Source organism: Edaphobacter modestus (assembly GCF_004217555.1).
Lineage (GTDB): Bacteria > Acidobacteriota > Terriglobia > Terriglobales > Acidobacteriaceae > Edaphobacter > Edaphobacter modestus.
In genome coordinates this window covers 439959-453066 of sequence record NZ_SHKW01000002.1, presented here as the reverse complement: position 1 = coordinate 453066, position 13108 = coordinate 439959, and the positions used below count along the sequence as shown (strand labels likewise).

Annotated in this window: 9 protein-coding genes; 4 read left to right on the top strand and 5 right to left on the bottom strand. The window is 55.5% G+C overall.

All coding sequences use genetic code 11. The features are described 5' to 3' along the window. The first annotated feature begins 1539 nt into the window (after positions 1 to 1539). On the top strand, positions 1540 to 2478 hold the full coding sequence (locus tag BDD14_RS27745) for a ligand-binding sensor domain-containing protein (RefSeq protein ID WP_130424251.1): 939 nt from the start codon (positions 1540 to 1542) through the stop codon (positions 2476 to 2478). A gap of 482 nt (positions 2479 to 2960) precedes the next feature. On the opposite strand, the gene BDD14_RS27740 is transcribed toward BDD14_RS27745, so the two are convergent. Beyond that, the gene (locus BDD14_RS27740) at positions 2961 to 3146 is read right to left on the bottom strand and encodes a hypothetical protein (RefSeq protein WP_130424249.1); all 186 of its coding nucleotides are present in this window, start codon (positions 3144 to 3146) and stop codon (positions 2961 to 2963) included. Positions 3147 to 3507: 361 nt separating this feature from the next. On the opposite strand from BDD14_RS27740, the gene BDD14_RS27735 reads away from it, so the two are divergent. After that, positions 3508 to 4782, top strand: coding sequence for an IS110 family RNA-guided transposase (locus BDD14_RS27735; protein ID WP_165420348.1), 1275 nt, complete (start codon positions 3508 to 3510; stop codon positions 4780 to 4782). 114 nt (positions 4783 to 4896) lie between these two features. Here the strand turns inward: BDD14_RS27735 and BDD14_RS27730 are convergent, their stop codons facing one another. The 3 genes from BDD14_RS27730 to BDD14_RS27720 all read right to left on the bottom strand — a co-directional run bounded on the left by BDD14_RS27730 (position 4897) and on the right by BDD14_RS27720 (position 9546). Further along, positions 4897 to 6492 carry a serine hydrolase domain-containing protein gene (locus BDD14_RS27730; protein WP_130424245.1) on the bottom strand — a complete coding sequence of 532 codons (1596 nt, stop codon included), beginning with the start codon at positions 6490 to 6492 and terminating at the stop codon, positions 4897 to 4899. A 538-nt stretch (positions 6493 to 7030) separates the two neighbouring features. Then, positions 7031 to 8059 carry an IS110 family RNA-guided transposase gene (locus BDD14_RS27725; RefSeq protein WP_130424243.1) on the bottom strand — a complete coding sequence of 343 codons (1029 nt, stop codon included), beginning with the start codon at positions 8057 to 8059 and terminating at the stop codon, positions 7031 to 7033. A gap of 455 nt (positions 8060 to 8514) precedes the next feature. Next, on the bottom strand, positions 8515 to 9546 hold the full coding sequence (locus BDD14_RS27720; RefSeq protein ID WP_130424241.1) for an IS110 family RNA-guided transposase: 1032 nt from the start codon (positions 9544 to 9546) through the stop codon (positions 8515 to 8517). Between the two features lie 153 nt (positions 9547 to 9699). Here BDD14_RS27720 and BDD14_RS27715 point away from each other — a divergent pair, with 153 nt between their 5' ends. Beyond that, the gene (locus tag BDD14_RS27715) at positions 9700 to 10134 is read left to right on the top strand and encodes a hypothetical protein (protein WP_130424239.1); all 435 of its coding nucleotides are present in this window, start codon (positions 9700 to 9702) and stop codon (positions 10132 to 10134) included. 274 nt (positions 10135 to 10408) lie between these two features. Here BDD14_RS27715 and BDD14_RS27710 read toward each other — a convergent pair whose 3' ends face one another. Beyond that, positions 10409 to 12067 carry an outer membrane protein assembly factor BamB family protein gene (locus BDD14_RS27710; protein WP_165420347.1) on the bottom strand — a complete coding sequence of 553 codons (1659 nt, stop codon included), beginning with the start codon at positions 12065 to 12067 and terminating at the stop codon, positions 10409 to 10411. Between the two features lie 472 nt (positions 12068 to 12539). Between BDD14_RS27710 and BDD14_RS27705 the strand changes: the two genes are divergently transcribed. Beyond that, positions 12540 to 12980, top strand: coding sequence for an ester cyclase (locus BDD14_RS27705; protein ID WP_130424235.1), 441 nt, complete (start codon positions 12540 to 12542; stop codon positions 12978 to 12980). Positions 12981 to 13108 lie beyond the last annotated feature (128 nt).

Genomic DNA, 13108 nt, shown 5'->3' with positions numbered 1-13108 from the left:
CAGGCTCGGGCCGAAATCGGAATAGCGCGACCGAACCAGTTCGATCACATACTCGCGTATGCCAGGAATAAGCCGGTTGTTCGAGGTGCGGCCACGAGCCTTGTGGATCAGCGCTCCGCCGCCACCATCACCGCGGTCAGCAGCCGGCGCGTCTGCCTCGTGCGTAGCTTGGAGCGTAATGTGGCGTAATTATTTGAGCGCTATCTGGCGTAAGCGGGAACTTTGCGCAGGTCAGACCTGTCCGATGACCAGGCTGTCTCGTGCGGCCGCGACAATCTCCTTTGAGACCTTATCGAGCTGATTGACCTTCAAGATGCGTTCGATCTGAGTCAGAGGCGGGTCAGTAGTCGGAAGTTCCCGCCGCTCATTCGGATCAAACTGGCGATTACGTCGGGCGCGAGCACTTCACTCGGAAGGGTGCTCCCGTGATTTTCTCTATTCGCTGCATAGTGTGTGCATAGGATCTCGCGTAATCCCGTTTGTCTTGCACAGACTCGCCGGGTCGAGTCTCTCTCCAATCGACAGGGAGTTTGCGCTCAGGGAAGTACCACCTGCTGACTATCTTCGTAAGGCATCAAGGTAACGGATTGCGGCAATCATTCGGGGGATAGAGCTTGATGAATCGCCATCTCCCAAACTTAGACACAGACCATCGCCGGATAGATTCGCAATCGACATACATATTTATGGTATTGACGAACACCATCGAAATGGCTGTTATGATTCGCAGAATTCGATGCACTGTTAGAGTGCGGTTGTGTTCACGGATTTTGCGATTGAGGACCAACTCCCACTATCTTGCAAACCTAGCGTAGGTTTTCTTCTCCCGTGTCATCTCGTGTTCACTGTAGTGGGTTACAAGCTCGTATGCATACTTTGTGGAAAATACCCGAACGAGCGCGGTCCTTCGTTCCCGTCGGAGATTGCGACCGTTCAGCACACTCAGTTCGTATCACAGCCTCGCAGCTGTGCTGGCTTTTTGTCTTAATGGTCGTTACCTCTGTTGGGTGTCCATCGTTGTTTGGGCAACCGCCCCTATCGGCGAACGTGCAGGTGGGTCACAACTCCTGGACCTTCAAAGAGGGAGCGCCCGCAGAGGTCCAGTGTTTATCCCAGACCAATGACGGGTTCCTATGGCTGGGTAGCCCCAACGGATTATTTCGCTTTGATGGAACGCGAATCGAACCATTCAACTCGCCGTTTGGCGATCGGCTCCTTTCGAACAACCTGTACTCCTTGCTCGCACCGACGTCTGGTGGCCTCTGGATCGGCTACACGTTCGGAGGCTTCAGTTTCCTGGATAAGGGGCGAGTGACCAATTATGCGAGCGAGACTGGAAGTGTTTTCGGTTTTGTCCAGGATCGGAATGGAGTTGTATGGGCAGGCACATCCAGTGGTCTATGGAGATTCGATCATTCGGGGTGGCAGCATCTCGGGGTTGAGTGGAACGCTCCGGCCGGACCCGTTACACAGGTTGGATTTGATTCAGAGGGGATACTTTGGGCTTTGGTGGGCGGTGTTGACGCCCCGAAAGACCTCATGTACCTGATACCGGCGACCAGACACTTTAAAACAGCTGGCAGCAATTTATCAGTCAACGGGTTCTCCAGGGAGCTGGATCGAACCGTCCTGACCGCGCCCGTAGCCCCACGTGGGTCCGACTCCAGCAAAGGTTCTGATGAGAGGCTACCTGCTTACCCGGCCGTAAAAGACAACCTTCAAATTGCTGATCGAAACAACAGTGTTTGGATCTCACCCTGGTATAAGCCCGTCGTGATGCGTCTTCCAAAAGACAGCTTGCGTGATGTCCAGAAGAACGCGTCCACAGTTATTTCTGAAACCTATAACGTAAACCCATTTCAGAATGCAGAGTTGGTGGATCGTGAAGGAAATATCTGGTTTGGAGACATCAGGGGTATACATCGATTCTTCTACACCCCGTTGATCAGACAGGAATTCCCGACAGAAAAATCGGCGAGTTCGGATTTCGCCGTGGCCCCAGATGAGAATGGGGGGGTATGGATCAGTTTCAATAGCGGCGGCGCTAATGTAAAAGCGGACCTTTATCATGTTCTGCGCGGCAAAGCAGAGCGTCGTCTCCCGCAGGTGACACCGTTCTTCATCTACCGCGCACCTGACAATACGTTCTGGTTCTCCGGGGAACGTTGTCTTTGGCATCTTGTCGGAGACGATTTCGTTCGCGTGAACCTTCCCCCGGAAAACGTGAACCAATCTGAATTCTTGCAGACGATTACCGAGGATCAACAAGGAGGAATATGGGTCTCCTTCGGCCGCCACGGGTTATACCGTTTAGCTAATGGCAGTTGGACCTCTTACGGTGGCCGCGACGACCTACCAAAGTCATGGATGATGATTGCGTTCACCGATAGCCTTGGCCGGGTGTGGTTCGGCGCAGCCACCGGAAGTTTTGGAACATCGACTCGTCTCGTCCCACAATCAGTTCTGCGTCAGAAGTGAAGTCTCGGCTTTTGAACTTTCCGATAACCCGACCGGTTGAGACCGCCCCGTTTTTCGTGAACTACGGCTCACGTCCAGATTGGGAGTTGGCCCTCGGTGTTCTGTGGGTTATTAAACGCAACACGTTTATCGGTTTCCATTGGTGTTCGTTGGCGGCTGCTCCATCTGGAAGACCACTACTCCGTCAAGGAAGTTGACCCATCGGAGTGTCTGGTAGGAATGACGGAAAATGGCTTCTTTTCCATCTGCACGCCAGCGCGGTTGTGCGCCGCCATGATTGGAACGCACCAAGAAAGACGTCAGCGAATGCAACACAACATAACCCGCAACACAACATAAGAACTTTTATGTGCTGATCAACATAAGATTTCATACGTCCATTCCGGGCCTTCGGGGATCTTTGGAACCGCCAAACAATCCATCGTCTTTAAAAAGCCAACCGCCTTCGCCGCTTTTGCCATGATCCGCCTTACGATAAGCCGTTACTGAGGAATACTCTCAATTTCCTCTGCATTCTCGGGCTTCCCTACTTCCTCGGTGCGAATTTCGCTGCTGAAGACAGTTTGTATTTTTTCAATTCGATCCAAGGCGTCGTTCAGTGCTTGCGTAAACATTTCCGAGTCGTCTTCTTTCACGACTACGGCCAGTGTAATTTTCTGATAGGTCATCCGTTCTCCGAGTTTTACTCCATCCTAGATACTTTGGCGGGGTAAGGGCTATGCCCTTGCCCCAGCTCCAGCCGACGCCGGCGAGAAGCAACCGGCCTCGTCTTCCGACTCCCCAATCTAGCGGGGACACCCCGCAACGCCTGTACGCTGTTGAAGACTTTTCCCTTACCGGGTGAGTCTCACGTAGCTGGCCGTCAAGAGTGCCTCCGCAACGCAGTGACTCGATCACCATTTGGGGACTTGCGCCTTGACGGTTGAGCGGTGATGCAAACGTCCAGTGGGGAGTAGCACTACCGCACCTTGGGTGAGTGCCGGTACAGGGATGACGAGGGCATCACAAAGCAATCCAAGGAGGCAAATCGTGGATCAACTGTTTCAATACTTTGTCGGGATTGATTGGGGAACACAAACCCACCGCGTCGCTGTGCTTGACGGTAACGGGCGAGTGGTCGAACAGTATGACGCAGCCCATAGTGGCGACGGCCTCGTCGCCCTAATCAACAAACTTAAACAACGAACAGAATGCGCGCCTGCCCGGGTCGCTATCGGCATCGAGGTCGCCTGGGGTGCCCTCGTCGAAACTCTTGTCGAGAGTGGCTTCACCTTGTTCTCGATCAATCCTAAGCAGGTAGACCGGTTTCGTGACCGTTTCACCGTCGCCGGCGCAAAGGACGATGCCCGAGATGCGCTTGTCTTGGCCAGCTCTTTGCGCACAGATAGGCAAAGCTACAAGCGAGTAAACATCGATTGCCCCGATTTGCTTCGGCTGCGAGAGCTTTCACGGTTCGAAGATGAGCTGAAAGTCGAACTCAGACGCGCCACCAACAGGTTGTGGCAACAACTCCATCGGTACTATCCACAAATGTTGGCGATCAGTCCCGCTGCTGACGATCGGTTGATGTGGGACCTGCTGACTGTGGCACCTACGCCTGCTGAAGGCGCGAGGATCAGTTCTCTTCGCGTTCAGCGCATCCTCAAAGCGAACCGTATCCGGAGGCTTTCGGCGGACGAGGTGCTTTCCGCTTTCAGGACCGCGCCGCTTGCACTGGCTCCAGGCTCAGCAGAAGCGGCTTGTGAGCATGTTCTGCTCCTACTTCCTCATGTGAAGCTGCTCGATGATCAACTTCGGGAAGTCGGCAACCGCATCGCACGCCTTCTGGGCACGATGACTGAAATGATCACCGGATCAGACCAGCCACCGTGTGATGCTGGCCTGATCCTGTCAATCCCTGGGATCGGTCCTGCGGTCGCCGCCGCTCTTCTGACTGAAGCCTCAAGGCCAATTCGGGAACGGGATTATGAGGCTCTGCGTTGTTACGCAGGAACGGCACCAGTAACCAGGCAAAGTGGCAAGAGAAAGACCGTCGGCATGCGTCATGCTTGCAGCCCCCGGTTGCGAAACGCGGTATACCACTGGGCGACGAGCAGCCTCAGCTGTGATAGCAAGAGTCGACGGCAGTATGACAGCTTGCGGGCGTCAGGACACCATCATGCCCGAGCCCTGCGGGGGATAGCCGATAGACTGCTCGGTGTTCTAATCGCTTTACTGAAATCGCAGAAAGCCTTTGATCGGGCACGACGGGACGGCAACGCTTCAGCAAAGAACCTTCCGGTCGTCGCTTTAGCTTGCCGATAGTTTAGTGGTCACCACACGCTCTCACAACGGTGATCGTTTGCGCAACACCGCCTGAGGAGCTTCTCAGTGACTGAACTGGCGACTATGTGCTCATTCTTAGCGAAAGCAAAAATCTTATCGAGCACCGGGTCGCGCAGACAAATCGTGGCGGTAATATGCGAGTGAGTTGCCGCTTGTAATGCTGACAGCCTGCACTTTCCCATGTGCGTCGCGGTGAAATTCAAATTGCATCAGGGGCACGGTTTCCGACTCCGCGTCTACGAACCGAGTAGGGGATAGAGCTTTTAGCGGATGAACGTGATCGTCGCCGGGAACGCGTAATGCAACTTTCCCTCCGGAGATGTTTATGACGAACGCCTCGACGTCAAAGTCATCCGCAAACCGTCCCCGGATATTCATCGGTATGTCGCTATCGAGGCGGTAGGTCCCTTTGTAGTTGGTATAGGCGGGGTCGTTCGCGTCTAGGTCGACTGTTCGCAAAACGGGATCGACGCCAAGACCGATTGCATCCGAAAGCGCGTGCCGGATTTCGAGGCGCAGGAGTGAACCATTGCTGCTGTTAGTGAGAATAACGAAGCCATCGCCGGATTGCAGATAGCCCTCGATCCAGGCACGATAGTTGTCATTGGACCCGCTATGAAAAAAACCTCTTGCGTCGCCAGAACCGAGTAATTCGGGACCCAATCCCTGGGGGCTCGGTGAGACCGGGGTCATCATCTGCGTTGCCAATCCACGCGGAAGAAAGTTGCTCTGTCCGCGATAGCTCTCGATGAGCGCCGCAACCCAGCTTCCTAGTTCCTGAGCATTGCTCCATAGGCCGGAGGCTGCTTGTTCAGGAAATGTCTGCCATCCGCGTGGCAGGGCGACGAGGTGGCCGTCGTTGTCATGCGCCTTGGCAACGTTGATCGTCGATGCAGGCAGCGGGCTGACGAATGTACTGCGATCCATATGCAGCGGATCGAGCAACCACGTCTTTGCTGTATCCGCGAAGTTTGTCTTTGTCACATCCTCAAGCAGTTGCTGCTCTACCATGATTCCCCCACCCGAGTAGCTGTAACGCGTACCGGGAACCGAGGTCAGGCGGACGGCATGATGTTTGGCTGGCGGTTTGCCATCCAGTGTCTCGATAAGGGTGGGAACAGGCTCGTCTGGCATGAAGTCGGGAAAGCCGCCGACGTTGAAACCGGATGTGTGTGACATCAGCATTCGCAGCGTGACGTCGGGATCAGGGACGTCCTTCGTTCGGGGTACGTGCCAACTCGTGAGGTAACGATCTACATTGCTATCGAGATTCAATTTACCCGCAGCCACCATGCGCAGGATGATGGATGCTGTGGCCACCTTACTGACTGATCCGACGGAAAACAGCGTATCGGCATTCACCTTCTGGCTACTGCCTTCCGCCAGTACGCCATAGCCAGCGGCTAGTACGATTTTCCCGTCCCTGATCACCGCAACGGCCACTCCAGGAACGTGGTAGTACGCCATACGTTCGCATAACGACCAATGAGGCAGCGGCTCGCCGGATTCGAGAACAGCGGGACGAAGACGGTTCTCCCATGAAATTGGTATGGGAGCATCGGATGTCTGGCCTTTGCTTACCTGTGTAGGATTTGCGGTGGCAGCATCACATGGACTGAGCACGGCTGCGCGAGAAACAGCGGCACTACATATAAGCAGAAGCGCAGAAATCAGAGTCGGTCGAACCATATCATCAACATCATAACCTCGTGCACCATGTAAAAGTTTCTCATCTGGCGATCTCAGGCCGATGCGCTCATCGAACCTTGCCTTGGGTGTGCTGGAATACCGCTCCCGCCTCGAATCTGCAAGAACCCACATTGGATTGCTTCCCTTTGTGCTTCAAGTGAAGCACAAGCTGCTGCTTGTCTTTTCCTAATTAATCTCATCGTCGTGGTTGTGGGAATATGTATGGTCCGCCGTCAGATTGCAAGCTAAATCTTTGTAGCGAGTGTTTTGGGTCTGCGCAAATGTATCCGGCCTGTTTGTGGAGCTGAGCTCCTGGCCATAATGGAGTCCGCGCGTCGCTGGTCTACAAAGTGGGTCGAACTCCTAAGGGTTCTCATTCCCACACAGGCTTGAGCAACGCCGGTTGAGACCGTTCACTCACACATCGATTTGTCTCGCAAACTTGAGAGGAAAACTTCGTCGTCGGAGGGTTGGAAAAGTGTGGAATCGCGAAGCGATTTCCAAGCCCGTACGGCGGGCGTCTTTTCCAAGCCTCGGTTCAAGCCGCCACGAATGCCGGTGCAGAGTAGTGTGTGCCTTTGCTCAAGATGGCCCATGCAATTCGAGCCATCTTGTTGGCCAAAGCGACGACCGTTACGTTGCGATGACGTCGCGCCGAAAGGCTGGTCAGCCATTCGCCGAGAGCGGAAGGCTTTCGTTCCATCTGCATCACCACGGATCGGGCGCCGTGAAGCATCATGCGTCGCAGATATTCATTGCCCAGCTTACTGATGCCGAGCAGTCTGGTCTTGCCGCCTGTCGAGTGTTGCCGCGGAACCAGCCCTAACCAAGCGGCTAGGTCCCGCCCTTTTCTGAAGCTGATGCCGTTACCAATCGCCGCAACGAGTGCCGTCGACACAATTGGCCCGAAGCCCGGCACCTCCATCAAGCGATGGCAGCCATCATCCTTCTTCGCGATGCGGGCGAGCTCAGCACTGGCTTCCTCGATCTTCCTTTCGAGCTCGTCCCATTCATGCTTCAACTCACGAATCAAGTGCAGCAGCCTTCCGGAAAAGGAAGAATCGCCCTCGGTAAAGATGACCTGCAGTTGCGTCACCAGGTAAGAAGGCCCTTTTCGGATAGCAATCCCACGTTCCAGGAGAAATCCGCGTATCTGATTCATTACGGCCGTTCTTCTCGCGACCCAGCGATCGCGCACGCGGTGTAGCGCTTGCAGATCCAGCTGCTCGTCGTTCTTGATCGGCACGAAACGCATCGTCGGCCGCTGCACGGCTTCCGCAATCGCTTCCGCGTCCAGGTAGTCGTTCTTGTTCGTCTTGACGTAGGGCTTTACATACTGCGCCGGCATGAGTCTGGCATCGTGCCCCTGATCCCGAAGGGCGCGAGCGAGATAATGAGCACCTGCGCAGGCTTCCATTCCGATCAGCATCGGCTTGCGGGTTGCTGTGTAAGTCAGGAGCTGCTTCCGTGAGAGCTTCTTGCGAAGCACAATATCACCACGAGGGCTGAGGCCAATCAGGTGAAAGGTGGTCTTGCTCAGGTCGATGCCGATGGTCGAAATCTCCATGGTGAAACCTCCTGCCAGCTAAGATAATCGTCCGGATGGTACAGGCGGCGGACCATTCCAATAGTGGTAATCCTGAAGGGATTTCCAAAGAGTGTGGGAACGGTGGAAGCCGGCTTCATGGCTTTCCATGCTTTCCATACTCTGTCATTTCCATGGCCTGCTTCAGGGGTGGGAGCAGAATATGAAGTTGGTCAAATGTATGGTCCGCCGTCTGACTGCAAGAGAAAAGTGGTTGGATGAAGAGAGTCTGCGTTAATGTATCCGGCCTGTTTGTGGAGAATAAGATCTCCTGGCACATGATGAGATACGCCGCGTGTCTGTCCTTTGAAACCCCTCGGCCGCGAGGGCCTTTTGAGCAAACAGGTTTCAGAGACGCCGTTATGACTGTTCTTTCATCTTCACTCGTCCGTGCAGACCTTGGTGAGAGGGCTTGGAACCGGTTATGTTTCGCTGGCCTAGGCAGCAGTTTCGGCGGGCACGACCCGATAGTCCTGGCCAGTCGAGAGCACAGCCCATGCGATGCGAGCCAGCTTGTTGGCCATGGCGACGATCAACACGTTGCGCGGGGCTCTGCCCTCGAGTGAAGTTAGCCATGCACCCATTGCGATACGATCTCGCTTGGATCGCAGGACAACGGCACGGGCTCCGTGAACCAGAATCATCCGTAGATAACGGTTGCCCCGCTTACTGATGCCATAGAGCCGTGCCTTGCCTCCTGTTGAATGCTGTCTGGGTACCAGTCCCATCCAGGCGGCGAACTCTCGTCCCTTCCGGAAGGCCGAACCGTTGCCGATCGAAGCTACGATCGCGGTTGCCACCAGAGGTCCGATGCCCGGAATCTGTCGCAGTCTCTGGCATGCGGCATCGCTGGAGGCAATCCGCTCGACTTCCGCGTTCATCTCTTCAAGCTGAAGTTCCAGCTCCTTCCACTCGCTCCACATCATCGCTATCAGGTTGCGCATCCTTGGAGTCAGGTTCTCCTCCACGTTCTCGAGCACGCTTGGTATCGCTTCTCTGAGGCGAATCGGGCTCTTAGCAAACACCATGCCTCGCTCCAGAAGGAATGCGCGAATCTGGTTGATCACAGCGGTTCTCCGCTGCATCACTCGTTCCCGGACGCGATGCAACGCCTGCAGATCCAGCTGATCATCGGTCTTGATAGAAACAAACCGCATGTTCTGACGACCCACGGCTTCGGCGATCGCTTCTGCGTCAATGAAATCGTTCTTGTTCGACTTCACGAAGGGCTTCACAAACTGAGCGGGGATAAGCTTGACGTCGTGCCCTTGGGCTCGCAAAGCACGGCCCAGGAAGTGTGCTCCTGCGCACGCCTCCATCCCGATCAACGAGCTCTGCATGTTCGCTGTGAATACGATCAGCTGCTTCTGCGTAAACTTCTTCTTCAGGAGCACCTTGCCGTTATCATCAAGGGCTACCAAGTGAAAGGTCGTCTTGCCGAGATCAATCCCTACTGAACGAATCTGCATGTCGATGATCCTCCTTGAACCTGCCTACAAGATCCTCCACGCCCTAGTGGAGTTCAAGCGGCGGACCATCTCAGTAACCCCGTTTTACGCGCACGCGGGGTGACACTGGTTACTTCCGTATTGCCGACGATACGACTGGCATAAAATCCAGCCATGTCCAACCGCTCTCGTCTCCACGAACTTATTGATAGCTTGCCGGAAGCCGCGCTCGCCGTCGCTCAGGGCGCACTGGAGAACTTTCAAACGTGGCCCCCAAAACCACCTGCACAATTAGCTGCCATTGAGAAAGCGAATATGGATCGGATGCGTCGATCGATGCAGCCCGGCACGCTAGGCACCGGCGGTGGCGGCGGCGGTCACTTCATGGGGCCTGGTGGCCGGATTGAGTACGGCCACCATTCGCATAGTCACTGGGAGGACGACGCCGTGGTGGTGACGACGCACCGGTACCATGCAGGCCACGAGCTTGTTATCGAAGAGCGAATGCGGCTTGTGGACGGCGGTGGGGGCCTGACGTACTCTCATTGCGTAACCGGACCCGACGCAACAAACGACAACCGGCAGATCACGTTCGACGTGTCGGGGTAGACGAAATACCGGGCGATTAGATTCTGGAGAACCCGTCCTTTTGGCGGTATTACCGGCAAACCGGGAAGTTTCGTGGTATCGGGTCGAAATGTCCGTATTGCCGACCACACACCCGGAACTGGATCTTAGAGCACATTCGCCACGCTAGGCCGACGTCGAAGTCCGACGCAAGACACTGGCGCGTTTCCGGGGACTAATTAATCCTCGAAGTGCCGAGCTCATCTCCCGGCGAGGAGATTGTTGTAGTAGGCGTTTATTCATGAAAAGTTTTCGGTTAGTCAACCCGAAAGGCTATGACTGCGTCGCCCAGCTTGCTTCCATCGATTTTCCCGTGCCCGCCTGCGGCAATCACAACGTAACGTTTCCCATGCCACATGTACGTACCGGGGACTGACTGTGCGGAAAAGGGCAACTCTGTGTGCCAGACCTCGTGCCCGTCTGCCAGAGAGTAGACATGAAGCGTATGTTCGAACACATTGGCGCCGAAGAAGACCAACCCATCCACGACAAGTGGGCCTCCGAGGCTAACTGACGCAGGGATCTCCCAACGAACCTTGCCTGAGGCGACCTCAATCGCTGTCACTGTCCCCCATGGTTCAACGTTGCATGGTTTCCCCTCAGCATCCACAAACGTGCGCCGCGACATGGCATAGGGAGAGCCCAGCTGAGGGCCGTACTCTTGTCCCCATCTCTCGCCCGTGTCTCCATGCCCTGCTTGGTTGAAGGTCGCTCTAGAGATGAGTCGGATAACTGTAGCGAGCCGATTTGCCGCTACGACCATGATTCCGGTACCCCTGTCATAGCTGCCGCTTCCCCAATTTGAACCACCGAAATTACCTGGGAACTGCAGGCTTCCCTGAAGGCTGGGCGGTGTGAAGATGCCGTCATACCGCAGTTTGTGGAACTGGTCGGTGCACCAGCCGGAACGAGGAGTGAACGTTTGCTCAGTGAAAACCCCGGAACGAGGTACAGGTTGTGTTGCCGACGTATGCTCACCGGGAACATCCGATTGCGGGAAGGGGCGCTCATCTATCGCGAGAAGCGGCTTGCCAGTCATCCGGTCCAGTAAGAAGTAGTGCCCCATCTTCGTCAGCACAGCGACGGCGGGCTTTCCTTGTACCTCGACCAATTCCGGACGCGATGGAACGTCGTAGTCCCAGAGGTCATGATGAACGGCCTGAAAGGCCCAGAGAAACTTTCCCGTTGACGCGCGGAGAGCGACGACGGAATTGGCGTACTTGTCATTGCCCAGACGCATGCCACCATAGAAATCAGGGGAGGGGCTGCTCGTCGGCAACAGAACCATATCCCGGTTTTCATCCAGCGACATCGGAGCCCACACGTTGGCTGCCCCGGTGATGCCCTCCGGAGTCGGATCCCAGTTCCAGAGCTTCTTACCGGTCTTCGCGTCAAAGGCGTTCACAATGCCGCGCTCGGCGGAAGCCCTCCGTCCATCAGCGATTGCGGAGCCTATGATGACCAATCCATGTGTGACCACGGGTGGCGAGGTGATCTGGTACCCGCCGTTGTTCGGCTCCGGATGGATGTAGGTCTGCCAAAGCAGCGAACCATCCGATTCATGGATTGCGATCAGCCTGGCGTCGAGCGTTCCAAAGAACACAACTCCCTTGGAAACGACAACGCCGCGAGCGGTCATTTCCGAGTAATCGTCCTTGTCCTTGATCTTTGGATCGTATGTCCAGAAGGGCTTACCTGATCCCGGATCAAGGGCAATCACCTGATCGTATGGCGTGATGACGAAGAGCCGGCCGTCAGCCAGGACGGGTGTGTCCTCAAAAGCTGCAAGACGTGAAGCTCGGCCGTTTGGAGCTGCAGCACCCGTATGAAATGTCCATGCCTCCTGAACCTGTGCGGATACGTTCATTGCATGGACAAGAAGAGCAAGGCATAGCGCTCCCATAAAGCGGTTCACAAGGGGATCATCCTTTCTTCTGGGAAGCCGCAACACGAGCACAACTGCAGAGCGACTGGCCAACATGCTCCCGAAGTATCTGGCCAATGTCAAGCACTTTTCGCCTTCTGAACGGTGATAGCGGCTCCTCGCTGTGGTTTGCCACGAATTAGTACTCGTAAGTCGGCAAGTATTTACAAATGAGCTTCGCGTCATGCTTTTCGGAAGTGTCGCTTGGTTCCTGGCGAGTCACGAGCAACACGGAAATAACGGGGTGAGGGCTGGGGTGCCGGGGTGGGCTGAAATGTCCGAAATGCGGACCAGCCATGCAAAGACCAGAGACACTTTCAGGTCGTCCGACTCTGGGTTTTGGTGATCCGCGACGACGGGTTGAGCGATTGGCCCCATTCTGCGACTCTGGATGATTCGTGCTTGTCGGCCCTCGCTTTCCGAACTATGCTGAAGCGCATCCTCAGATTCCCGGAGAAAGCCGATGAGCACGACGATATACGATGTCAGCACCCTTCGCGCGCGGCGCGAAGCTATTGTCAAAGCACACATTGAAGCTGAGGCGGTTCACCATGATGTCGCCGCGGCGTTGGCCACGTTCAAACATCCGAAGTATGACGTTCCTGCCCTTGGCGGTGTTGTGAACGGTGTCGAGGGCGTTGATGGTTTGCTTCACGCTCTGCTCGCTGCCTACCCTGACTTCTGGCTCCGCGAGGGCGCGCACTACCACGCCGACGATGCCGTCATTGTGGAATGTGTCTTTGGCGGAACACAGCAGGGCGAATGGGCTGGCATTCCTGCGACGGGTCGCATGATGGAAGTTGCTGCCGCGCTCTTCTTCTTGTTCGATGGCGACGGCCTCATCTGTGAGCGTGTGTACTTCGACCATGCGACGGTCCTGAAGCAGCTCGGCGCGATCCAGTAAATGGGATCTACTTCGAAGGGGAGCAAGTGCTGCGGCGCTATCCACTCGCATTTCTGTCACAGCGTTCCGAGCTGTCCACCGGCAATACGGAAACAACAGGCAGGGGTGCGAGTGCCAGGTTCTAATGT

Bases quoted from the DNA above. Each gene is read 5' to 3' on its own strand.
- BDD14_RS27725 (WP_130424243.1), bottom strand. From the start codon at position 8,059: ATGGAGATTTCGACCATCGGCATCGACCTGAGCAAGACCACCTTTCAC.
- BDD14_RS27730 (WP_130424245.1), bottom strand. From the start codon at position 6,492: ATGGTTCGACCGACTCTGATTTCTGCGCTTCTGCTTATATGTAGTGCC.
- BDD14_RS27705 (WP_130424235.1), top strand. From the start codon at position 12,540: ATGAGCACGACGATATACGATGTCAGCACCCTTCGCGCGCGGCGCGAA.
- BDD14_RS27715 (WP_130424239.1), top strand. From the start codon at position 9,700: ATGTCCAACCGCTCTCGTCTCCACGAACTTATTGATAGCTTGCCGGAA.
- BDD14_RS27740 (WP_130424249.1), bottom strand. From the start codon at position 3,146: ATGACCTATCAGAAAATTACACTGGCCGTAGTCGTGAAAGAAGACGAC.
- BDD14_RS27720 (WP_130424241.1), bottom strand. From the start codon at position 9,546: ATGCAGATTCGTTCAGTAGGGATTGATCTCGGCAAGACGACCTTTCAC.
- BDD14_RS27745 (WP_130424251.1), top strand. From the start codon at position 1,540: ATGTACCTGATACCGGCGACCAGACACTTTAAAACAGCTGGCAGCAAT.